A 20,218-nucleotide genomic window follows, 5' to 3' on the forward strand; every position below is an offset into this window, starting at 1 on the left:
AACAGTCCGGACACTCATATTTACTCACAGGCTAACAGGAAGAATGAAGCGGATACCGGTCGGTTCGGTGGCGTTAGTCGTCGGCTTCGGCGGCCGCTGGCCGGGGAATCGTCACGTCCGTGAGCCCCGCCTCGATTTCCTCGCGTCGGCCCTCGAACTTCCCGGGCAGCACCAGCCGGCCACCGAGGTCGTCAAGCGGTTCGTCGCTGTCGTACCCGGGGCCGCTCGTGGCGAGTTCGAACAGCACGCCGCCGAACTCCCGGAAGTAGACCGAGCGGAACCAGTGGCGGTCGATCTGTGACGTGGGGCGCAGTCCCGCACCGCGAACGGCCTCGCGCATCGACTGCTGGTCCTCGTCGGTCGGCGTCTGGAAGGCGACGTGGTGGACCGTGCCGTGGCCCTGCCGGCCGCCCTCGATAGTCGGCAACACGTCGACGTACTTCCCGACAGACCCCGTCGCGGCGTAGCGGGTCCGCTCGTCGCCGGGCGTATCGCCCTGTGCCTGCTCGGTGCCGACTTCCTCGAAGCCCATCTTCTGGAGCAGGTCCTCCGTCGGTTCGGGGTCAGCGAGCCAGAGCGTCACCGAGTGGAAGCCACGGATGGCGGCGTCTTCGGAAACGAACTCCGTCCACGGCTCGGTCGGGTCGTCGTCGGGAATCTCGACTTCGACCAGTTCGACCGGGAGCCCGTCCGGGTCACGGAACGGGAGGACAGTCTCGCCGAACCGCTCGACACGGTCGTCGTAGTCGACGCCGTACTCGTCGAAGCGGTCCTCCCAGTAGTCGAGGCTCCCCTCGGGCACGCGGAACGCGGTGCGTGAGACCTGTCCGGAGCCGACCTTCCCCTGTGCGTGGTCCTCCCACGGGAAGAACGTCATGCTCGTCCCGGGGTTCCCCGCGGCGTCGGCGAAGAAGAAGTGGTACGTACTGGGGTCGTCCTGGTTGATCGAGCGCTTGACGAGCCTGAGCCCGAGCGTTTCGACCCAGAAGTCCATGTTCTGCTGGGGATCGCTCGCGATGCATGTGACGTGGTGGATGCCCGGAGTAGGGGTGGCTTCGGTCATTGGGAGCAATACGTGCCGGAACTACTTGAGTGACTGCTGACGCGAGTGTTACCGGGGTACAGTCGGTGGCAACCGTTGGCACTGGCGAGTCATGCGACGGACAGCAGTTATATATGACACTGGTGGGACATTCGCGTATGGCAGACGCGGACCGGACAGCGATTCTCGGCGGGACCTTCACACCGATTCACAACGGCCACCGGGCGCTCCTACACAAGGCGTTCCAGACCGCAAGCCACGACGGAAGTGGCGACGGCCACGTCATCGTCGGTCTGACGAGTTCCGAACTGGCGACAGAGACGCGTAGCGACCCGGCACACGCGGAGCAGTTGGGTGCGTACGACGACCGCCATGCCGCGCTCGATGCCGAGTTGGGCCAGTTAGGCGAGTCATACACCGCCACCTACGAGATTCTCCAATTAGAGGACACGCAGGGACCAGCCGCGACGCGGGCGGACGTGGATGCGCTCGTCGCGTCGCCGGAGGCGAAGGCACAGCGCCGCGCCTACGAACTCAATCAGCAGCGGCGGGACGCGGGGCTCCACCCGCTGGAAATCCACACGCCGCCGTTCGTCGTCGCCGAAGACGGCACGCGGATCAGCAGCACCCGGATTCGGAACGGTGAAATCGATGTACACGGCCGCTTGCTCGACGCGTCAGAGTGAGAGACGGGTGAAGTGCCACAGTATCTCTGTGCGTCAGACTGTCACTCCACGGTATCCGGACTGCCTGTGTCCAACAGTTCGGCGGCCCCGTCGACAGTCAGTGGCACGTCCTCCGTTCGGCCCTCGAACAGTCTGACGACCTGTGGCGGGCGCAGGTCACAGTCCCGCAGCAGGTCAGTATCGGTCAGGATGCGGCGGGTGGGCCCCTTCGCGGCAATCGTGCCGGTATCGTCGAGCAACAGGACTCGGTCCGCGACGTGTGGGACGAGTTCGGTGTCCGGCGTCGAGACGACGAGCGTGACGCCGTCGGCCGCGAGTTCGTCGAGCAGGTCGAGGACCGTTTCCCGGTTCGCGGCGTCGACGTTGCTCACCGGTTCATCAAGCAACAGTACGTCCGGTTCGACGGTGAGCGCGCTGGCGAGAGCAGCCCGGCGCTGTTCACCGCCGCTGAGCCGGAACGGCGGTTTCGACAGGAGGCCGTCGAGGTCGAGCCGGTCCGCGACTCGCTCGACGCGGCGGTCGACTTCCGCGCGGTCGCAGTCGAGCTGGGCCGGCCCGTAGGCGAGGTCCTCGCGGACGGTCGGGTTGAACAGGTAGTCCGCCGGGTTCTGCGTGAGGACGCTCAGGCGACTGCGAACTGTGTCGGCGTCGGCCGTCTCGCCGAAGTACCGGACCCGCCCGCCATCGGGGTCGACCAGGCCGCCCAGCAGTTCCAGCACCGTCGACTTGCCGGCCCCGTTCGGGCCGAGCAGCGCTACGCGGTCGCCGCGCTCGATGGACACGTCGACGCCGTCGACGGCCAGCGTCCCATCGGGGTAGGCGTATCGAAGGGCAGTCGCCTCGATGGCAGTCACGCGACCACCACCACGACAGCGAGTGCGACGACCAGTCCGAAGGCGAGGTCGGCCCGCCCGAGCGGTTCCCGGGGCCGTGTCGGGGTCGAGCCGGTGCCGCCGCGGGCGCGAGCGGCCCGCTGGACCCGCTCGCCGCGTTCCAGACTGCGGACGAGAAACGAGCCCACGAAGTTCCCCGAATCGCGCCAGTTCCGGCGGAGACTCGGCTCGGCGATGGTTCGACTCCGGCGAGCCCGGACCATGCGTTCGAGCTCGGCGAAAAAGAGGAGCAGATAGCGGTACGTGATTCCGAGCAGCGAGACGGCAATCGACGGGACCCGGAGCCGGCGAAACGCCGCCAGCAGATCGGCGAAGCGGGTCGTCAACAGTAACACGGACAGGAAGCCGACACACGCGGTTACGCGAACGGCGAACGTGAGTACGTAGTCGACGCCGGCGGCCGAGAGCGGGAGCGACCCCAGCGAGGGGCCGCCCATCAAGAACGCCTGGGGGGCGACAACGACGAACGCGAACGCCGGCGGGCCGGTCAGCCGCCCCAGGAACGTACGGATAGGTATCCGAGAAATGGCCGCAAGCACCGAAGCGAGTAGGGCGAGCGCGCTGACGACTGCCAGCGTCCGCTGTGTCACGGTAAGGGCGACGAGCGCGACGATGCCGACGAGCTTGACCGTCGGCGTGACGGCCTGCAGAAACCCGTCCCGGTCCGGCAGGTCCTCTGCGAGCAGAAACCACTGGGCGCTGGCCGCGATGGCTGCGACGGTCCGGTCGAGCAGGTCTCTGCCGGCCATGTGCTACTGTCGCTGGTCGGTATCCGCCCCGAGCAGGCGACCGATGCCGGCACCGAGGAGGAGCGTCAGCGCCGTCCCGACGACGGCCGACACGAACGTCCCGGTCGCGCCGCCGAGGCCGGGGACGCCGTAGTCCGGGAACAGCGCGGTACCGACGGCGGTGGCGTGTTCCGTCGCATCGGTCGCCTCGGCGGCGTTTTCGAGCGGTTCGGCGTAGCCGACCTGCCCGGCCGCCCACCCGAACGCCGGTGCGAGCAGCGTCAGGACCAGCAACGCGGCGAGGGCACGGGGTAGCCAGTCGGGGCGATTCCAGGCCATCACGCACTCACCTCCGGGGCGGCGTTCGGTCGCAGGTCGGGGCGAGCGCGGGCCAGATAACGGTAAACCGAGGCGGTGATGGCCCCCTCGATCAGGCCCAACACGAGATGCCCGACGCCCATTATCGACAGCGTCGTCAGCAACTGGTACTGGAACGCAGAGGAGAGGCCGAGCTGGAGCGCGGCGGTCAGCGCGCCGGCCGTAATTCCCAGCCACCCCGCGACGAAGGCCGCGCGGAACTCGCCGTATGGAACGAGCAGGCGATAGATGGCGTAGCCGACGTACACCTCGACGACAGCCATGTTGAACACGTTCGCGCCAAGCACCACGAGCCCGCCGTCACCGAAGACGAGCGCCTGAATCGTGACGACAGTCGCGACACAGAGCGCGCCCAGATGCGGACCGAGGAGAATCGCCGCGAACGCGCCCCCGACGAAGTGGGCGCTGGTGCCCCCGGGAATTGGCCAGTCAAGCATCTGTGCGGCGAAGATACTCGCTGCGACGACACCGAGCAGCGGCGCGCGCGCATCGGAAATCTCACCGTTGACACGCTTGGCAGCGACGCTCAGAACGACGACCGCAAGCGCACCGAACAGCAACGCAAGCGGTAGATCGATATACCCGTCGGGAATGTGCATGCTACCCGGGTCTGGCCCCGGCGCGGTAATAATACTTTTTCATCGGGCAGTATTACTGCCGACGAGTGAGTATTACCGAAGCCCGGATATCCATATGCGAGCCCCTCTCTATCGACACACATGAGTGAGGACCTCGACCGGATCAGCCTGACACTCCCCTCGTCGATGGTCGACCGACTCGACGGTATCGTCGACGACTGGGAGTACGCGAGCCGGTCGGAAGCCATTCGTGACTCGCTACGTGACTTCTTTGCGACCTACGAGTGGGAGTCCGGTGACGAAAAACACCACCACGGAACCATCGTCATCGTCCACGACCACCACGTCTCGGGCATCGCAGACGAGCTTCAGACGGTCCAACACGAGATGGCCGACATCATCACGTCCGTCCAGCATATTCACCTCTCCCACGACACCTGCATGGAGACGCTGGTCGTCGAGGGCGCGGGCGGCAATATCACGGAGCTAGCCAACCGTCTCCGGGCGATTGGCGGTGTCCAGCAGGTCAAGGTCGTCGTCGTGGACGAGTGAGTTGTGGGCGTGTGAGTCGCCTTCCCCTCGAAAATATGAGACTCCGACCGCATTGCAGACCGTTTTGCCAGTGGTGGACATGGGCCCTGCCGGTTTCGCGGTTCCGTCATGCGGTTACTAAAAGTAAGTCGGTGAGTCATTGTTACACCTCAGGGAGGTAATCGCGGCGCTGTTCGGACTTCTCACGCTCGCCACGGCGGTCGTAATGTTTGTCGAGAATCTGATCGCTCGCGTTCAGTCGGTCCGACACCACACGGCGCGGGACATCCTCACGCCGATACGCGGTGACCCTGCCACTCCGAACGTCGTGTGGTGACCGAGCGGAAGGACACGTTGAAGCCTTCCGATTCGACGTAGCTTCACACTCCTCCGGGTCACGGTCATGCGGGCATTCCGCTCCCCGCCAGCATGGTCGGGTAACCCTGTACATCGTCGTCCGGAACGTCGACGTGGAAGCACGACCCTGAGAGGTTGTAACGAGCGGCCGACGCCCATGCTCGTCGAAAACCGGTTCACGCGGACCATCAATGTAGTCCTGCAAAACGTTGGCAACGTGATCACTGATAGCGTTCCAGCGCTGACCCTTCTCCCCGTTCTTTAGCGGTGTATCGGTCTGTGGGCGATGGACAAACTTGATGCCCGGATTGTCCTGTTCGAGCTCGCAGTCATCAACATCCAGTCCACGAATCGCGCCCATGCGGGCACCGGTATGCCACAACAGCAGGGCGATGACGTGGACCCTTGATGCGTACTTGTACATCTGGAGATAGTCGAGAATTACATCAGCGCGCTCGGGGTCGAGCGTAGATGCACTCACCTCGCCAGCGTTGCTGATCGTCGGCAGTGGGACCTTCGTCCGAAGATCCTCGGGAACTGCATCCACCTCAGCAGCGAATCGGAGGAACGAACGGACCGTGGCCAGCTGCCCTCGGAGGGTTATGGGCTCGATCTCGTCGCGTCCCTTCCCGTTTCCTTCACGCCGCCAGACGCGATAGGCGTACAGGTCCCGGCCCGAAAGGTCGTTCAAGTTCTCAATACCCTCTTCGCGGCAGAACTGCTCGAAGGCTTCTAACCGGTACTCCTGTGACTGGATCGTTGATTCAGTCAGTTCGTCCTGTCGGGCCTTGAGGTACATATCGACGGCTCGGCCCGGTTCCAGTGGTTGGAGATCGTTACTCACGCCATCTCACCTCCGCGCACTGACCGCCCATCGTCAAAGCTGCGGGCCGCACAGCCTGAACAGATCGGCTTGAGGGTCCGTGCATCAATCCCGTCAGCGTCAGCTCGACAGGTGGCGCAACTGCCGTCGTCAGAACTATTCGATTGCGATGCTTCGGTGTTCGTGCGGGGCTGTAACCCCGTAATGGTGGATTCGCTCATGCTCACACAGAGCGCGAAGCCACCTTTTCGGGCGGTGTACCAGACCGCCCGTTCGTCACGAACCAAGGAGAGTCATCTTCAACCGAATCAGGTGCTTCGCACATCCACAAACAGGCCGGCTATGCATAAATGCATTGGTGGCCTTAATTCGAATTGTTAGTGAGAAATAAGATAGTCTATACTCTTGTGGGAATTGAATGCGTCAGTCAGGATCTTGGATGACTATCTGGGATGACCGAATACTGGAGATAATCCGCGAAGAGGAATCAGGAACCTCAACGGAACTCGCAAAGCGAGATGAGATCCATATTGCCCAGTCAACGGTTTCTCGTCGACTACAGAAACTTAGCGAACATGATCTCCTCCGCGCTCTCGGAAATGGGGTTTACGTCCTCACTGATGAAGGAGAAGCATATCTCGAAGAAAAATACGACGCTGAAAGAGAACGCTACATCAACGGTGGCGGATCTTCCGACGGAGAAAATGGTGCTGATGCGGCTGACGGTCCCGGAATCAACAGCTGACGACGTTGCCCTAAATCATGTCACGCAAGCCCGCCAAATGGATGGTCCCGCTCGATGAACGAATTCTCGAAATACTGAAAGCCGAAGGTTGGTCATCACCTCGATACATTGCCGAGAAGGTATCGCTCCGTGCCTCTGTGGGCCGTGTGCGTGAACGCTGCCGGATGCTTACGTACGCACAGATGATCGAACCGCTGACCCGCCAGTTCCAGAACTACGATATCACAGGGTATGGGCTCCGGTATCTGGAAGGTCGGTTAGATGCCAGTAATCAGCCGTGGCCGTCAGCGAAGAAAGTTCTCAGGGGTTAGTGCGACGAAGACAGTATGGCTTTTAGCCGTATACCTCTGTGCTGTTGTTTTTTTGGATTCAGCCAATCTGACAGATGATTACAGTTACTTCGCACTGATGAGCCATTATTAAGTTGGCAATCTGGATATCATTTCTATGGACGATACGATTTCTGAGCTGTGTCAAGAGTACGCTGAGTTTGTCGAACAACGGGACTGGAGCCGCTTCCATACCCCGCAAAACCTAGCGATGGCCATCTCTATCGAATCGAACGAATTGCTCGAAGAGTTCCTCTGGTTCAACAATCCAGCATCGGAGGAGGTACAGAAGGACGACGACCTCGTGGATGCTGTCAGCGACGAACTTGCCGACGTGGTCATCTACGCGCTCGGAATGGCCAATCAACTGGATATTGATCTCGCTCAGGCCGTCGAAGAGAAAATGGCTGAAAACGAGGAACGCTTCGACGAAGAGACCGCCGAAGAGATCTCAGCGGACCTCGACGAGTGGCAGTAACTACGTCGTGATCTCTCGCAATCGGGCCATAGATTTGTCGGGTCCGTCAATCCGACCATTGTCGATCCAGTAAGTGAAGATACCGTCCGACTCGACCGATTCGAGAATACTCAGGTATTCTTCCGACGGCGGCTGACTGAGAATCAGACACAGCGTTGCAGATAGAGACGATAGTTCTCCGTCATCGTAGATATCGCGTTTTCGATACTCCAGCACCTGACCGAGTGCCCGTCTGATCTGGCCACGCTCGTTACCCGGATGGATCGACTTCGCTTCGCCAAGGACCACGTCGTCATCAGAGGACATGATCAGATCGCTTCGTTCAGTCTCTCCTCCATCGAAGCCACGGTCGGAAAGATAGTCTTCAAACGTGTCCAGAATCTCCTCATGTTCAATCGTTCCAGAGATCGTTTCCTTGACCGACTGCTCGTACGTGACCTCTCTGTTCTCGGCCCCTTCTTCATCGATATCTCGTTCTCGGTTTCGTTCTCTGATCTCGTTGCCAGACGCTGACTCATCGTCATCTTCAGGTGTGGATTGCTCCAGACTCCCGTCCAGACGCTCTTGGAGCAGCGGGAACAGTTTCTCTGGTGACTTAATGTTGCCCGGAGAGCCCTGTGCCGGAATCTGATAGCCCGCACGCTCTCGCATCTCGCCAAACGTGATGATATTCTCAGCGATTGCGTGGATGTCGTCGACCATTTCGGAGACGTCCTTCTCCGAAACTGGTGCATCTCTAATCTGGTCTGTGTCTCCGAACCAGTAGATCTCAGAGAAGTGAATGAGGTACGGATAGTTGCCGTCGAGATGGAGTTCTTCCCACCAGGCAGGTTCATTTTTCGTACTCTTCGCACCAACACGACCGAGACCGATGATACCGGTACTAACATCGGTCAAAGCACCTCTTGGAGTCTCCAGAAACTCAGTCGATGATGCGTGAAAAACAAAGACCTCTCCAACCTCGATTTCTTCCCATGCTTCCTTCTTGTCTGGACGAAATCCCCAGTACCCCTGATGGAACGTCGTCAACCAGTGTTCTATCGGCCCTGTGAGCTTCCGAAAGTTCAGTCCGACATCCATCTCTGTCTCTTGCCGTAGCCCTGCGCGGTGATTATGTTTTCCCTCACGTCACTTTTCGATGATAATCTCCGTTTGGAGTGTGATCTCATAGGTACTAGGGACAGCGAGCGTTTCGGCGATCTCCCGTTTCTGCTGAACGGTCAGATCATCACGGGCCAATACCTCTCGGATTCGCTCGTCGATTCGCCATGAAAACTCAGCAGATCGCATGAGTGCCTTCGTCTTGTTACAGTCCCAGAACTCAGCAGCCTGCTCAATGGTGTCCGTGCGATGCGCGTGCTTACCGTCTTCACGGATTCTCATACAGCCCGCTCGTGAACACGAGGTCAAAAGACAGGTATTCTCGACTAACTCGAAGCCCAATTACTGATAAAGACCGCTGCGGCCCATGCCCATCGCAGCACGCTCACATCGACGTTCCCACCCGATTGGTTCCGAGTATGCACACGGGCAGTTCCCGCTCGTGTGCATATCGCGTCGAGCACGATCTTCGAGCTGCAACCCCGTGGGTCTGAACTCAAGTATCCTGTTTATTGCTTGTATCCGCCTGCAATAATCCCCACATAGACAACCTCCAGATCCCAGAGAGCATTTCGGAATTTCTCAAATCGACCTCTAAGTCTCTGAGTCTCCTTCAGGTCTTCCTGGATTAAAACTAAATTGCGCCCCAATTCAGGAACGAAACCTCGTATTTCATTTGGCGAGTAATCTTTCACAGCTATTTCTTTCCGCCAAGTGTCGTGTTGAAGATTATACTGTCCGTCTTTCAAGAGAAAGTTCACACGGTCATTAATCGTATTTCCGAACTTACCCTCACACTGTGACAAGAAGCCATATTTAGAGTTCGTTCTAGCTTTATTCATAAGCGATTCGAAAGCACTGTCATCGTCTAAGAGTAACGCTAATGAAGCGGCCTTTTCCGCACGATGATGCCCCAAAGCCTCTGACAATATGATGTCTGCCCAGTCTGATTCATCAACCTCCATCAGCCAGAAGCCGCCCAGAAGGTAGTTCTTAAAAGAGCTATTTGTGAGAAAAGTAACCGCTGTTTTGTCTAAGGAGAGTGAGTTTGGTTCGGCATAGTATTGCCAAAGTGGTTTTGCCTCGATGAAATCATCACCTCTGTATTTCCACTGGGCGATATCTTCGTTCAGTTGTTCATCTAGAGATGAGGCTGGCTCTCTAGTGAGCCTTTGCGTTAGTTCCAAATCAGCACTCGCTGGATCCTCAGCTGTAGTAAAGGGTATACCCTTGTCTTCCGGTAGGGCGCCACTTAGCCGATCGATCCACTCAGGACCAATTTCAATAGCTTTGTGAACACCATCAAGAATTTGCTGCCGCTGTTGACTGATTCGGTATTGAATTATTTTCTGAATATCTTCTCTTGTAGCAATGCTTTTACTAGATCCTTTTCGTAAATATATCAGCCCTCTATGCAAAACCCGGTCATTACCGTTATAGATGTCCTGTACCGTTACACAAGGGGGATCTGAAAGAGGCGTAATTTCAAGAACGCCCCATTTTTTAGCCTCATGCTCAAATTTGTGCCAGGCGAGTTTGGGCGATGGAGATAGATTACTGTCTATGGTTTGTTGGATAGATGCTCCATCGTAACTGAATATGTGTCTCGGTCCCTCTCCGCGATATTCGATTCTGCTTTCATCTATGCCGACTAATTCGCCGTCACCATCAATTCCAATGAGAATGTAATGTGAATCCTTATCTGTAATCGTATTCGCCATCGCGGCAATATCTCTTATAAATTCAACTTTATATTTTGTTATCCCGCCAATATCATAATCTATCTTATTATCTACCCAGTCATACTCCTCGCCATCAAGTTCATTGATTAGGTCAAGAGCGGATTGTTTATCCATAATTTGGAAAGAGACCTTGACACAATGTTTTGAGTTGGTGATGAAATAACTACCTCACTTTTACCGAACCTCCCAAGACCGGCGGGCATGGCCGCACTCGCGGCCAGATCAACCATGTTCGGAAAGATAGACATCGAAGACGCCCTGGCTGGTGTGATTTTCACCGCCAGTGCGTTCGTCACCAACGGTATCGCTTCAATCAGTCTGCTTGGCTATGACCTCGCCGCGTCTGTGTTCACCGTTCAGGGCACGAGCATCGACCTGGCGTTTCTCCTGTCGCTCGCCGCCTTGGCGATGGCATACGCCACCAACCGCGTCAACGAGAGTCGTAACAAGAACTATCAGCTCGACACCGATCTCGTCGAGATCGCCAAGGGCTCGGCCACTGTCGAAACCTACCTCGCGCTCGGGACGCTCGTCATCGTCCTGTTCACCGGGCTGAACATCCTCGGCGCGCAGGATATCGTGGTCGGCTCGGCTGCTATCGGCCTTGTCGTCGTGGGCGTCGAGGCTGCCGGCTACTACGTCATCAGCTACCTGGGGTGAATCCGATGGACCGCATACTCAGCTATGGGCTTATGGGCGTCATCGGCGTCTCTGCGTCCACAATTGCCGCGGCTGTCATCGGCTCTCCGCTCCCTGTCGTCAGTCCAGCCGTCGTCGCCGGTGGCGTGATCGCCGCACATCACGCACAGCAGAAGGACACCGCCGGCGCTGACGACCAGGAGGTTCGCGCCAGCGTCGAGCAGGTCGAGACCGACGGGGGCCGCGAGCAGTGACCCGCGCCCGCTCGGTCCTACTCGCCGCGCTCATCGTCTGTTCCGCCGTCATCGGGGCTGTTGGTCCCGCGCTGGCACAGTCGACGGAGACGGATACGCCCCAGTCGGGCACTACCACGTTGGAGTTTAACGGCGGAGAGAACATCTTAGTCGTAGACACGACGGATATGAGCGGAACTGTTACCGTGACGTTCTCTACCCAGGGAACTCCGGGGTCTGGTTCCCAGCCGCTCGTTAGAGAGGAGGTAGACACCACGACAACCGACGGCGTGGCGCTGGCTAATCTCGGCGCGTACGAGACTGTTACCGCGACCGTCGAAGGAGAGGGAACACCCACGACCTCGACCCACGGCGGACGGCTCGGCACGCCTGACGGCTACACTATGCTGGGCGGGACCGGCGGAGATGCAGACCTACAGTGTGGTGTCAAGGAGAAAATCGCTCAGGCGCTTGATGCTGGTTTCACACAACTGGACTGTACGGCACAGCCGGGAACCACGACCGTCAACACGACAGGAACGGATGCCCTACAAGTAGAGACGGACCTATATCAGGCCGCACAGAATGATAAAGCGGCGTTTGAGAATACTGAATCAGTCGTCAATAACCGACTACAGGACGCTCAAACGCAGGCGCTCATTGTCGGTCAAAACGCCTACATCAAGTCACTGAACAACGGGAGTAGCCAGTCCGCCGCCACAACTGAGGCAAAGACTGCCCAAGATGACTACTACGCGGTCGCAGAGCGCAACGTAATCGCGGAGTGGAACCGGCAGGTGGCAGACTGGAAATACCGCTACGATACCGCACAGTCCGAGTCTGGACTACAGGCTGGCGGTGTCGTGCCTGGGCAAGAGTCGCAGGACTCCCCCGGGTCCGCTAACGTTGCTCCAAACGTTGCCAGTACGTCGAGTTTCTACCCAGACAACGGTGATACCATCACGCTACAGGGAACCACGACGAAGCAGTATACGCTTGTCAATGGTAGCACTGTTCAGGTGACTGGTCTACAGTTCTTGATTGATGACGGTGGCGATGGTTCTGGCGCGTCTGTTACGCTCTACCCGGATGAAGGCACTAAATCAGGCACTGACTCCGGTGGCAATTTCGGCGCGACCATTGATGGACTGGCTACCTACGATGAGCAAAACGGCGTCGTAACCACTGCTAAAGTTGGGAAGTACAGTACGATGCTGTCCACTGTCCAAACCCAACACAGCGACGCTAACTCACAAATACAGACTGTGGTCGACAACACGTACACGGAGTACCAGTCTGGAGAAATCAACAATAGCGACCTCGTGGACCCGTACGTGCTGGCGTCCCAGCAGTCGCCAGGCGATGACTTCCAAGGATGGGCCGCCGCACAGTTGACCCTGATAGGGACGAACAGCCCCGACAACTTCGACCAGATCGGGAGCTTCAACGTCACGACCGAGAGCGGCCAACAGTACGAGGGCGTCCTGTTCTCACAGGAGAACCCCACCAGCGGGCAGTTCGAGAACGGAACGACCTACGATACAGCGAACATCGGCGGCACGCAGTATGTCGTCACCAGTGACCAAATCGTAGAGTTAGACGGGACGTTCACCATCGACAAAATCACCACGACAAGCGGTGAGACAACTAAGAACGTCACCATCCAGAAAACCACCTACGAGACGACGAACGTCACCGAACTCAAGCAGCAGTACGAGGATCTGGCGTACCGGCGCGCACAGATTGAAGCTCGTGAAAAGGCTCTACAGCAGTCTGCTGGCGGTGGCCTGCTCGGTGGCGGCAGTGTTCCGCCCGTCGTGGCACTGGCCGTGATCGGCACGCTGCTCGGAATTGTCGTTCTCCAGAACTAACCACCCATGCGTTCCATTTTCTTCGTCGCGCTGCTCGTGGTCAGCCTCGGCTGCGTCAGCGCCCCGACCGCCGCACAGTCCGCGGGCAATCTCCCCGCCGAAACATCCGGCCCACAGCCCACAGCTAACGCTACCGAAACCACCCGTATCGACGGACAGACCGAAATTGTCCGCTCAGAGTACCTGCCGGACGAGGGTATCGCTCGCATCACCCTCCGGTCGAGCGGAGTCCAGACCGTAACGATCTCCGACGCCGGCCGCTTCCAGGAAGGCGGGAAGATTCCCGTCCGCACGGTCGCCATGCGCTCGGACGATACCGCTACTGTCGAGATTCCCGTCACCGAGAAAGACGGCTACGTCGGTGTCGCCATTTCCACGGCGAACACACCACTGTACGCCGAAATCGTCCAACAGCCCTCCGGTGGCGGGCTCGATATCCTCCGTGCGCTCTCGTCGTTGCAGGCGTGGCTCGCCGGAGCAACTGTCGCGTTCATCTGGATGATCGTCGCCGGCTACAACGTAATTCGCGGCGAGAATGGCCGTCCGGAGGTAGCATGAAGCCCGCACCGACCTTCCAGAACAACCGCGACCGGCTTGTCTACCTGCTGGCCGAGTACAAGCTACTTATCGGTGGGATGCTCGCCGGTGCAGCCGTGCTGTTCGCCTACTACCAGCCACAGCTGCCGACCCTGCCGACGTGGATTCCCGCCATCGCTGTCGGCTGGCTCGTGCTGGCGATCCCCTGCTATCTTGTCGGTGCGAAGATCGCCCGCTGGCTTCGACGGCGTAACTGGGTCGAAGTTCACCACGTCAACGCCGTCGAGGACACCACCGAGAAGTACTACGTCCCGCCGGAACTCTGGCGCGAGAAAGAGATCGACGGCCCCGATCCGTACCCCGTCAACGGTGGCAGTGCGTGGGCCGTCCGCGAGTACGAGTATCTCGAGGATATCGGCCAGCTCCGCGTCGAGGGCGTCTGGCTTGAAGGCTGTCAGGACACCCAGCTAATGACCAGCAAGAAGCAGATGCAGGACATCCACGGCTGGCTCATCGACCGCGCCGAGGAGTTGGCAGCTATCCGTGGCCGATGGAGTCGTGGCAGTGTCGAACTGCAAAAGAAGCTCGTCACCGCCGACGCCGAAGCCAACGAGCGCGGCCAGATGATCCAGAAGACAGCGGCCAAGGAGACCTTCGGTGACCTCATCGAAGACGGCGAGAATCCCGAAGACGCACCCACCATCCACGACCTCACCGACGCACCCGACCCAACAGCAGACGCCGCTGTGGGCTATGGGCAAGACGAACCGACCGGCGAGCAACCGCAGGACCCACGACTAAACGATGACTGACGACGGAAACGACCTCTACACGCCTGCACAGTTCCGCGAGTATCAGGATGGCTACGGCCAACGCGATCCTGACGAGGTACACCAACACGCCGGAATCGTTCGCGATAAGAAGCTATCCCGCTACCTCTCGATTCTCGAAACCCACTACGACCCGCGACACTGTGACCGTCCAGAGAAGATGCCAGGTCAAGCCAAGGACCTCTCGCACGTTCGGGAAATCGTCCGCATCGAAGGGACCGAGACGGCACGGCGGGCCATGGCGAATGGCGATATGCAGTCACTCAAGCACTTCACCGGAGACGCCGGCCAGCGGGCCGATATCTCCGGAATCAAAGCCATCGACCAGCTCCGCGCACAGATGACCGGCCCCGCCCCGATGTTCTACGAGTGGGCCGAACCCGGCACTGGAAAGTCGAATTTCGCCTGTTTGCTGGGACAACTCTGGAAGGAACAGCAGCCCTCGGACGCCCTGGTCGCATCGAACATCCGGACCCTCGAGGAAACCGACGAGTGGACCGACTCGGACGGCGACCGCCGCGACGGCTGGCTGGCGAACTACGGTGAGCTGAACGAGTGGCTGAAGCAGGATGGCGATCCGATGCACAACGAACAGGTCCCGAAGCTGTTCATCTTCGACGAGGCCAGCAGCAACGCGGGCGGAAGCGGGAAAGACGGCTACGACACGAAGACGAAACTCGGGCCACTCACCTACAAGATCCGGAAATACGGCGGGTCGCTCATCATCATCGGTCACGACGGCCGCGACGTGCATCCGCTCGTTCGGGAACTCGGTGTCTGTGTCCACAAGGAGGGGCTGAAAGAAGCGACCTTCTACGAGGATGTGCGGAACCGGAAGGGCGTCAACCCGATCTTCTCCGTGTCGGGTATCCCCGAGACGGACTGGCGCTACGATGACAAGGAACCGACTACGTGGTCCTGGTCAAGCGGGGAAGAAGACAGCGGCGAGGTGGACCCGGAAGACCTCTCTCGAAAACTCGCGATCTACACTGTCATCACAGCCAAGGAATCTGAACCGGACAGACCAAATCACGAAATCGCCGATTTCGTGCCCTACAGCACCGAATGGGTCCGACAGCGCTGGAACGAGTATCAGGACGACGGAAAACACCGAAACGTAGTTGGTGAAGTGACGGAGCTAACCGCATGACAGCGACAGGATTCGAGCAACCCAACAACAACCAACCCCCCGGCGTAGCCCTGTTGTTGGCCCATGGCGTGCGCTCGCGGTGCGAGCACACGCAAGCCATGGGCAACGGCCGGGCACAGCCCGGAGGAGTATCTATATATGACGCACGCGGGGTGTGCGAATGAGTCGAAGTCATAAAGCCAATCACTACGGCACGCTCGTCGAGCGGAAAGCAGCCGACCGGTACGATCTTGAGCTAGATCGGTGCAGTTGGCATGACGCGAAGCGACCCGACGGAACGCCCGTTGAAATCAAATCGGCGATGCATCGTCATGCCGACGGCCAGCCCGGTACGTTCAAGCTATACGACCAGTATCACAATCGGCTACGTGCTGAGAGTGGATGGTACGTTTTTGGGGTCTATCGAGTTCGTGGACAGGGTATCAATGTATTAGAGTGGGAAATGCGTCACTCATCCCGTCTGCCTCAACTAAATTGGCATGGCGGTGGATCACATCGGAGTGCTAAGCAAGCAAAAATAACAGTAACAGAAATGTTCCATCAGTAATTTACTTAGTATTCTAGGATATTTCCACCATTTTAATATAAGATAAATAGTATTATTTAACTCTCTAACGCTATCAAAACATACTTTATGTGACCAGATTAGTTATTCATTATGCCTCAGACCTCAATCGGGGGGCAATTAGTATTATTCTTGTTTCTGCTGATACCCGGTTATGCAGGTCTTAGAAGCTATCTTTGGGCTAATATTGCATTAGACGACACTACTAGATTAACTAAACTGGTCCTTTTAGCGCTCGGTGGTTTTGCTTCGCTTGTTATTGTTTCCATCGCTAGACAATTTTGGTTGGAATTTGCTTTCATTCCGGACAGTATGGCAATATCAGGCGGCCTATCGATAAACACAATCTCTGATTTGTCGGTTCTGCAAGCAGCTAACCTAATTACAGCACAGTCCGTAGCTGGGCTTATTCTTGGGCTTCTAATTGGAAGTTTGAAATATATTCTTGTAGACGTTGATAACCCCCGTCGAAGAGACTTAAATCGTCCATGGGACGAGATATTTTCTCATGTATCTCGTGGAGATGAAATCACTGTTGTTACGCGGTATGGAGAGAAAATAATGGGTAATTTGGAACAAATGGGAGATTCCTCAGAAGATTATGACTTAGTTCTGAGCAGCCCAAAGAAATCGTACATTAATGAAAATAATCAGACAGAGAGTCAGGACCATGTGCCTCTTGGACAGCTATCATATCACCACTCTCAAGATATCTCCCGCATCGAAGCCTATGAAGAAAAAGCAGATATAAAAAGAGGGTGGGTCAACAGACAATATATAGCTTTGCTCCAGAAAGGTGTAAACATAAAAAAGAGGTCATCTAAGGGCGCTTCACGAATATATTATCAGCTAAATAGCCATCTCGAACGGACTTATGAAAGCTATCGTATTCCGATTTTTGTTCAATCAGATCGAGATGAGAAAGAACTTGATCTCCAATCAGAATATGCGGTATCAACATCGAATCAGGCGGACGACGAAACACCTCAGTCAGAATCAGAGAACTGAGGTCTAATACTGATAAACACTGTTCTCTTGATATTCCGGATATTCATCGTAGACGTGCTCAATTAGGTCTCGCAGAGACATATCTTTGTATTTATTGACAGTATTTTCAGCAGCATTAAACACTTTCTCAACATCGTCGACCCCCAATAACTGCTCTATGACTTCACTACCAGTATCTGTTAACTCGTAATCATACCTCTGGTTTCCGCCCATTGTTCGGGATTTGGAGATATCAACTAACCCTTTACGCTCTAATGCTTCGATGTCCTCTAAGAGCCGTTTTGAGAATGGGCCATAATCATATTTTTTAAATGAATATGCGTCAAACTGGTCTCCCAACTCTTGTTCATCAAGCAAGAATGCAAGTTTTTGAAGACGGGTTTTACCGTTCAGGCTTCCTTCAGAAGCGTCTAACAAGGCAAGGGGAATAAGCTTCTCTTTCGATATTTTTACTTCTGGAGACATTGCTGAACGGGGTTCAGTCCTTATAGACACTTGTCCGTGCTCATGTATAATTATTTTGTGAAACTACGATGTTTCAGCCAGTGAAATATTCCGGTTAATCCTCTCAATCAAACCTGTGTAGGGTATTTTGATGATGTGGCCTTAGCCACACCTCTAAACGGAATCACAACCCCCCGGGTTTGATTCCGTTCGGGCGACGGCCGAGCCATTGGCTCGGTCAGCCTCGATCACATCGGCGACCGTGCCGGACAGGGAGAGAAATCGGCAAAACAAGCGGTGTTTTCGGGGTGCTGGATAGTGATGCCTCTCAGCAGGCGGGCCGCTACTCGGTAGCCAGCCAGCGCCAGGCCGTCCCTCGCGAACCGTCTGCGAGCTGAACCTGGGCCTGCCGGTAGCGCTCTTCGGGCATTCCCGCATCCTTCCAGACGCGGAAGCCTTCACGAATTGCTTTCCCGTGCTTCTCGATCTCCCCGAACCGCAGTGTCATCTGCGCCTCGCGAGCGTCGTTCACATCAACGCCGTGGCGGGCTGCCCATGCGATGAACGCGCTCATCGTATTCTCCAGCCCACGCTCGGCAGCTTCCGCGGCCTTCGCCGCGGTGTCAACAGCACGGCGAGTGGCTTCACGCGCTTCGTCAACGGCGGCGTGAACCATCTCCGCGACGTACTCCGACCGGAGCGATACGTCGGCATAGTCCGAGATCACCAAGTCTTCCATCTCTCGAAGCGCTCGACGGACACTCTCGACATGACGGCCGTACTCGTCGGCGATATCTGCCGGAGCAACCTGCCCGCCGTCTGCCACCAACATCTCCAGGGCTTCCCACTGCACCGGCGAAAGCCCATCTGAGAGGTGGCGCACGACGACACTCTCCTGCTTCTGCTCGACTCGCGTTAGATCCAAGCCTACCGGTTCGGGGCCAGAGTGGTCCACCTCCGGCTCGAAGTATGAATCTTCGACGAATGGGCCGGAATCCGACGGTACGATATCGATACCCGCATCGGCCAGTACCGACAGTACAGTCTGATCTAATTCCCGTTCCAGCGTCTCCAGATCGCGCCACCGGACAGTTTCGTCATCATCCAGCAGCGAGGCCTGCAGAGACGAACCGACTTTCGGGTGAGATAGCGGATGGTCGTCGGGCACAGACAGCGCCTCACGGGCGTAGTAGTGCTTCACCTCCTTGGGGAGGTGGTGATCGGGGAACGCCTCTCGAATCCGCTTCGGGCCGAGTGTGGCCGTGTGGTAGTATCCTGGTAAGTTCCGCCCCCGCTCGTCGTCATCGTTCTGGACGATCTTCCGATAGCCACGGCGGTCGGATTCTAACAGGTGGCCCATCGCCGCAATCGGCCCGTCGCGAGCGTGGACCGGCCCACTGGCGTCCCGATGAACCCGGGCGTACTTTTCGGCGTCCTGAACGTTGCTGTAGGGGTGTGGCTCCTCGAAGTACCGACCGGTGACGCCGATCTCGATGGCTGCCCGCTGCAGTAGCTCGGGATATCGGTGGAACTCAATATTCGACCCTTTCGCACGGACGTTCACACCTTCGCCGAAGCCGTCCGGAACGGGAATCTCGATACGGCTGCCGTCGTCACGCTCGCCCTGCATTCCGGGCCAGCGTGGGGCGACGTGAGCCACGAAATCCTGCTGGCCGACCGAATCCTCTTCGGGATGACGGGCGACCTTCAGCCGGTACTCGCGCATATTCTGCAGCTGCCAGTCCGTTCCCTGTGGCGTCCGCTCGCCGGGGTGAACGATATTGCTGTCCTGGTAGGAGAGGCGAACGACCCACCGCTCGCCGTCCTGCAGGAACTCGCTGCTCTTTGACCCCTCACCAGCCTTCACCTCGCTGTCCATCGCGAAAAACGGCGCAAGGCCGTCGCTATTGAACAGGAGATTGGCGTGGAGTTCGTGAGGGGCCAGCCCTATCGTTCGCATCGCCCCCCGTCAGTCTTGACGGCGGCCACCGCCCGCTCGACCTCGGCTTGACTCTCCGCAAGCGGTTGGAGATTCGTCCAGTCGAACTGAAGGGGTTCACTCGCTTCGACGTCGTACAATTCTGAGGCGCGGACGAATCCAGTCACGCCGGAACCACCTCCACTTTCTCACGAGCGCGACGCAGGAGGTTGCCCACAGTACCGGGTGAACGGCCAGTCTTGCGGGCGTACTCCCGTGGCCCATACTGGCCCATGCCCACAGCCTCGTACACCTCTCGCTCGGCGTCAGTCAGCGGGGACAGGTCCGGTTCGTAATCGAACAGCGAAGACTGGGGGCTCACCGCCAGTCACCTCCGAAACACTCCGGGTTCCCACAGAGTTTGTAGTGCGGCCGATACGCGGCAATGGGAACCTCCGTGAAGTCCGCGTCACTTCGGTAATCGGCTTCGGGACAGGCGGGTGTTGGCTCAGCAGCGTCCGGATCGAGGCGGTGTAGCGTGTCCGCGTACTGCGAACGGTTCCGCACGCCCTTCTCGGGCAGCGTAGTGGGCGCTGACGCTTTACTCATCGC

The 20,218-nt window shown here is 57.8% G+C and carries 26 protein-coding genes; 12 read left to right on the top strand and 14 right to left on the bottom strand.

Annotated elements, in window-relative coordinates; genetic code table 11:
* Positions 1-73: 73 nt before the first annotated feature.
* Complete coding sequence (locus VI340_RS12960; RefSeq protein ID WP_336358487.1) at positions 74-1,063, bottom strand: ring-cleaving dioxygenase; 990 nt, start codon at positions 1,061-1,063, stop codon at positions 74-76.
* A gap of 137 nt (positions 1,064-1,200) precedes the next feature.
* On the opposite strand from VI340_RS12960, the gene VI340_RS12965 reads away from it, so the two are divergent.
* Positions 1,201-1,728 (top strand): phosphopantetheine adenylyltransferase, encoded by a 528-nt coding sequence (locus tag VI340_RS12965; RefSeq protein ID WP_008307720.1) that lies wholly within the window; start codon positions 1,201-1,203, stop codon positions 1,726-1,728.
* A 41-nt stretch (positions 1,729-1,769) separates the two neighbouring features.
* Here VI340_RS12965 and VI340_RS12970 read toward each other — a convergent pair whose 3' ends face one another.
* From VI340_RS12970 to VI340_RS12985, 4 genes are read right to left on the bottom strand one after another with little or no spacing between them, the layout of a single operon-like run.
* On the bottom strand, positions 1,770-2,582 hold the full coding sequence (locus VI340_RS12970; RefSeq protein ID WP_336358488.1) for an energy-coupling factor ABC transporter ATP-binding protein: 813 nt from the start codon (positions 2,580-2,582) through the stop codon (positions 1,770-1,772).
* On the bottom strand, positions 2,579-3,370 hold the full coding sequence (cbiQ, locus tag VI340_RS12975) for a cobalt ECF transporter T component CbiQ (protein WP_336358489.1): 792 nt from the start codon (positions 3,368-3,370) through the stop codon (positions 2,579-2,581). Before cbiQ ends, VI340_RS12970 begins: the two co-directional genes overlap by 4 nt.
* Positions 3,371-3,373: 3 nt before the next feature.
* Positions 3,374-3,688, bottom strand: a complete 315-nt coding sequence (locus VI340_RS12980) for a PDGLE domain-containing protein (protein WP_008307713.1) — start codon at positions 3,686-3,688, stop codon at positions 3,374-3,376.
* Positions 3,688-4,326: an energy-coupling factor ABC transporter permease gene (locus VI340_RS12985; protein ID WP_005537288.1), complete on the bottom strand. Its 639-nt coding sequence runs from the start codon at positions 4,324-4,326 to the stop codon at positions 3,688-3,690. Before VI340_RS12985 ends, VI340_RS12980 begins: the two co-directional genes overlap by 1 nt.
* Positions 4,327-4,446: 120 nt before the next feature.
* On the opposite strand from VI340_RS12985, the gene nikR reads away from it, so the two are divergent.
* Positions 4,447-4,857: a nickel-responsive transcriptional regulator NikR gene (nikR, locus tag VI340_RS12990; RefSeq protein ID WP_008307710.1), complete on the top strand. Its 411-nt coding sequence runs from the start codon at positions 4,447-4,449 to the stop codon at positions 4,855-4,857.
* Between the two features lie 142 nt (positions 4,858-4,999).
* Here nikR and VI340_RS12995 read toward each other — a convergent pair whose 3' ends face one another.
* Positions 5,000-5,992, bottom strand: coding sequence for a tyrosine-type recombinase/integrase (locus VI340_RS12995; RefSeq protein ID WP_336358731.1), 993 nt, complete (start codon positions 5,990-5,992; stop codon positions 5,000-5,002).
* A gap of 442 nt (positions 5,993-6,434) precedes the next feature.
* Here VI340_RS12995 and VI340_RS13000 point away from each other — a divergent pair, with 442 nt between their 5' ends.
* Together VI340_RS13000 and VI340_RS13005 are read left to right on the top strand one after the other, a co-directional pair.
* Positions 6,435-6,761 carry a helix-turn-helix domain-containing protein gene (locus VI340_RS13000; protein ID WP_420182064.1) on the top strand — a complete coding sequence of 109 codons (327 nt, stop codon included), beginning with the start codon at positions 6,435-6,437 and terminating at the stop codon, positions 6,759-6,761.
* Between the two features lie 447 nt (positions 6,762-7,208).
* Entirely contained in the window at positions 7,209-7,568 is a 360-nt protein-coding gene (locus tag VI340_RS13005; protein WP_336358491.1) for a nucleotide pyrophosphohydrolase, read from the top strand.
* Here the strand turns inward: VI340_RS13005 and VI340_RS13010 are convergent, their stop codons facing one another.
* From VI340_RS13010 to VI340_RS13020, 3 genes are all read right to left on the bottom strand, one after another.
* Positions 7,569-8,648 (bottom strand): hypothetical protein, encoded by a 1,080-nt coding sequence (locus VI340_RS13010; RefSeq protein WP_336358492.1) that lies wholly within the window; start codon positions 8,646-8,648, stop codon positions 7,569-7,571.
* 48 nt (positions 8,649-8,696) lie between these two features.
* Positions 8,697-8,951, bottom strand: a complete 255-nt coding sequence (locus VI340_RS13015) for a DUF7692 domain-containing protein (RefSeq protein ID WP_151103846.1) — start codon at positions 8,949-8,951, stop codon at positions 8,697-8,699.
* Positions 8,952-9,178: 227 nt separating this feature from the next.
* Positions 9,179-10,525 carry an AlbA family DNA-binding domain-containing protein gene (locus VI340_RS13020; protein WP_336358493.1) on the bottom strand — a complete coding sequence of 449 codons (1,347 nt, stop codon included), beginning with the start codon at positions 10,523-10,525 and terminating at the stop codon, positions 9,179-9,181.
* 114 nt (positions 10,526-10,639) lie between these two features.
* Between VI340_RS13020 and VI340_RS13025 the strand changes: the two genes are divergently transcribed.
* From VI340_RS13025 to VI340_RS13055, 8 genes are all read left to right on the top strand, one after another.
* A complete protein-coding gene (locus tag VI340_RS13025; RefSeq protein WP_049939178.1) occupies positions 10,640-11,071 on the top strand; it encodes a hypothetical protein in 432 nt (143 codons plus the stop codon).
* Positions 11,072-11,076: 5 nt separating this feature from the next.
* Positions 11,077-11,304 (top strand): hypothetical protein, encoded by a 228-nt coding sequence (locus tag VI340_RS13030; RefSeq protein ID WP_336358494.1) that lies wholly within the window; start codon positions 11,077-11,079, stop codon positions 11,302-11,304.
* Complete coding sequence (locus tag VI340_RS13035; RefSeq protein ID WP_336358495.1) at positions 11,301-13,154, top strand: hypothetical protein; 1,854 nt, start codon at positions 11,301-11,303, stop codon at positions 13,152-13,154. Before VI340_RS13030 ends, VI340_RS13035 begins: the two co-directional genes overlap by 4 nt.
* Before the next feature lie 6 nt (positions 13,155-13,160).
* On the top strand, positions 13,161-13,712 hold the full coding sequence (locus tag VI340_RS13040; RefSeq protein WP_336358496.1) for a hypothetical protein: 552 nt from the start codon (positions 13,161-13,163) through the stop codon (positions 13,710-13,712).
* Positions 13,709-14,503, top strand: a complete 795-nt coding sequence (locus tag VI340_RS13045) for a hypothetical protein (protein WP_336358497.1) — start codon at positions 13,709-13,711, stop codon at positions 14,501-14,503. The genes VI340_RS13040 and VI340_RS13045 overlap by 4 nt, the downstream gene beginning before the upstream one ends.
* Entirely contained in the window at positions 14,496-15,671 is a 1,176-nt protein-coding gene (locus tag VI340_RS13050) for a hypothetical protein (RefSeq protein WP_336358498.1), read from the top strand. The genes VI340_RS13045 and VI340_RS13050 overlap by 8 nt, the downstream gene beginning before the upstream one ends.
* A gap of 160 nt (positions 15,672-15,831) precedes the next feature.
* Positions 15,832-16,218, top strand: coding sequence for a hypothetical protein (locus VI340_RS19850; protein ID WP_442905122.1), 387 nt, complete (start codon positions 15,832-15,834; stop codon positions 16,216-16,218).
* 111 nt (positions 16,219-16,329) lie between these two features.
* Positions 16,330-17,244 (top strand): hypothetical protein, encoded by a 915-nt coding sequence (locus VI340_RS13055; RefSeq protein ID WP_336358499.1) that lies wholly within the window; start codon positions 16,330-16,332, stop codon positions 17,242-17,244.
* Between the two features lie 3 nt (positions 17,245-17,247).
* On the opposite strand, the gene VI340_RS13060 is transcribed toward VI340_RS13055, so the two are convergent.
* The 5 genes from VI340_RS13060 to VI340_RS13080 all read right to left on the bottom strand — a co-directional run bounded on the left by VI340_RS13060 (position 17,248) and on the right by VI340_RS13080 (position 20,215).
* Positions 17,248-17,709, bottom strand: a complete 462-nt coding sequence (locus VI340_RS13060; protein WP_336358500.1) for a hypothetical protein — start codon at positions 17,707-17,709, stop codon at positions 17,248-17,250.
* A gap of 322 nt (positions 17,710-18,031) precedes the next feature.
* Positions 18,032-19,648, bottom strand: a complete 1,617-nt coding sequence (locus VI340_RS13065) for a DUF7845 domain-containing protein (protein WP_336358501.1) — start codon at positions 19,646-19,648, stop codon at positions 18,032-18,034.
* Complete coding sequence (locus VI340_RS13070; RefSeq protein WP_336358502.1) at positions 19,636-19,794, bottom strand: hypothetical protein; 159 nt, start codon at positions 19,792-19,794, stop codon at positions 19,636-19,638. The genes VI340_RS13065 and VI340_RS13070 overlap by 13 nt, the downstream gene beginning before the upstream one ends.
* On the bottom strand, positions 19,791-19,988 hold the full coding sequence (locus VI340_RS13075) for a helix-turn-helix transcriptional regulator (RefSeq protein WP_336358503.1): 198 nt from the start codon (positions 19,986-19,988) through the stop codon (positions 19,791-19,793). Before VI340_RS13075 ends, VI340_RS13070 begins: the two co-directional genes overlap by 4 nt.
* On the bottom strand, positions 19,985-20,215 hold the full coding sequence (locus VI340_RS13080) for a hypothetical protein (protein ID WP_049938981.1): 231 nt from the start codon (positions 20,213-20,215) through the stop codon (positions 19,985-19,987). The genes VI340_RS13075 and VI340_RS13080 overlap by 4 nt, the downstream gene beginning before the upstream one ends.
* Positions 20,216-20,218: the final 3 nt, after the last annotated feature.

The organism is Haloarcula sp. CGMCC 1.6347 (assembly GCF_037078395.1).
Lineage (GTDB): Archaea > Halobacteriota > Halobacteria > Halobacteriales > Haloarculaceae > Haloarcula > Haloarcula amylolytica.

What these genes read in the sequence shown, in the direction of transcription:
- VI340_RS13025 (WP_049939178.1), top strand. Translation starts at nt 10,640, where the DNA reads ATGTTCGGAAAGATAGACATCGAAGACGCCCTGGCTGGTGTGATTTTC.
- VI340_RS13010 (WP_336358492.1), bottom strand. Translation starts at nt 8,648, where the DNA reads ATGGATGTCGGACTGAACTTTCGGAAGCTCACAGGGCCGATAGAACAC.
- VI340_RS13015 (WP_151103846.1), bottom strand. Translation starts at nt 8,951, where the DNA reads ATGAGAATCCGTGAAGACGGTAAGCACGCGCATCGCACGGACACCATT.
- cbiQ (WP_336358489.1), bottom strand. Translation starts at nt 3,370, where the DNA reads ATGGCCGGCAGAGACCTGCTCGACCGGACCGTCGCAGCCATCGCGGCC.
- VI340_RS12995 (WP_336358731.1), bottom strand. Translation starts at nt 5,992, where the DNA reads ATGTACCTCAAGGCCCGACAGGACGAACTGACTGAATCAACGATCCAG.
- VI340_RS13030 (WP_336358494.1), top strand. Translation starts at nt 11,077, where the DNA reads ATGGACCGCATACTCAGCTATGGGCTTATGGGCGTCATCGGCGTCTCT.
- VI340_RS12985 (WP_005537288.1), bottom strand. Translation starts at nt 4,326, where the DNA reads ATGCACATTCCCGACGGGTATATCGATCTACCGCTTGCGTTGCTGTTC.
- VI340_RS13080 (WP_049938981.1), bottom strand. Translation starts at nt 20,215, where the DNA reads ATGAGTAAAGCGTCAGCGCCCACTACGCTGCCCGAGAAGGGCGTGCGG.
- VI340_RS13005 (WP_336358491.1), top strand. Translation starts at nt 7,209, where the DNA reads ATGGACGATACGATTTCTGAGCTGTGTCAAGAGTACGCTGAGTTTGTC.
- VI340_RS13060 (WP_336358500.1), bottom strand. Translation starts at nt 17,709, where the DNA reads ATGTCTCCAGAAGTAAAAATATCGAAAGAGAAGCTTATTCCCCTTGCC.
- VI340_RS12980 (WP_008307713.1), bottom strand. Translation starts at nt 3,688, where the DNA reads ATGGCCTGGAATCGCCCCGACTGGCTACCCCGTGCCCTCGCCGCGTTG.
- VI340_RS13065 (WP_336358501.1), bottom strand. Translation starts at nt 19,648, where the DNA reads ATGCGAACGATAGGGCTGGCCCCTCACGAACTCCACGCCAATCTCCTG.
- nikR (WP_008307710.1), top strand. Translation starts at nt 4,447, where the DNA reads ATGAGTGAGGACCTCGACCGGATCAGCCTGACACTCCCCTCGTCGATG.
- VI340_RS13040 (WP_336358496.1), top strand. Translation starts at nt 13,161, where the DNA reads ATGCGTTCCATTTTCTTCGTCGCGCTGCTCGTGGTCAGCCTCGGCTGC.
- VI340_RS19850 (WP_442905122.1), top strand. Translation starts at nt 15,832, where the DNA reads ATGAGTCGAAGTCATAAAGCCAATCACTACGGCACGCTCGTCGAGCGG.
- VI340_RS12965 (WP_008307720.1), top strand. Translation starts at nt 1,201, where the DNA reads ATGGCAGACGCGGACCGGACAGCGATTCTCGGCGGGACCTTCACACCG.
- VI340_RS13055 (WP_336358499.1), top strand. Translation starts at nt 16,330, where the DNA reads ATGCCTCAGACCTCAATCGGGGGGCAATTAGTATTATTCTTGTTTCTG.
- VI340_RS13045 (WP_336358497.1), top strand. Translation starts at nt 13,709, where the DNA reads ATGAAGCCCGCACCGACCTTCCAGAACAACCGCGACCGGCTTGTCTAC.
- VI340_RS13000 (WP_420182064.1), top strand. Translation starts at nt 6,435, where the DNA reads ATGCGTCAGTCAGGATCTTGGATGACTATCTGGGATGACCGAATACTG.
- VI340_RS13050 (WP_336358498.1), top strand. Translation starts at nt 14,496, where the DNA reads ATGACTGACGACGGAAACGACCTCTACACGCCTGCACAGTTCCGCGAG.
- VI340_RS13020 (WP_336358493.1), bottom strand. Translation starts at nt 10,525, where the DNA reads ATGGATAAACAATCCGCTCTTGACCTAATCAATGAACTTGATGGCGAG.
- VI340_RS12960 (WP_336358487.1), bottom strand. Translation starts at nt 1,063, where the DNA reads ATGACCGAAGCCACCCCTACTCCGGGCATCCACCACGTCACATGCATC.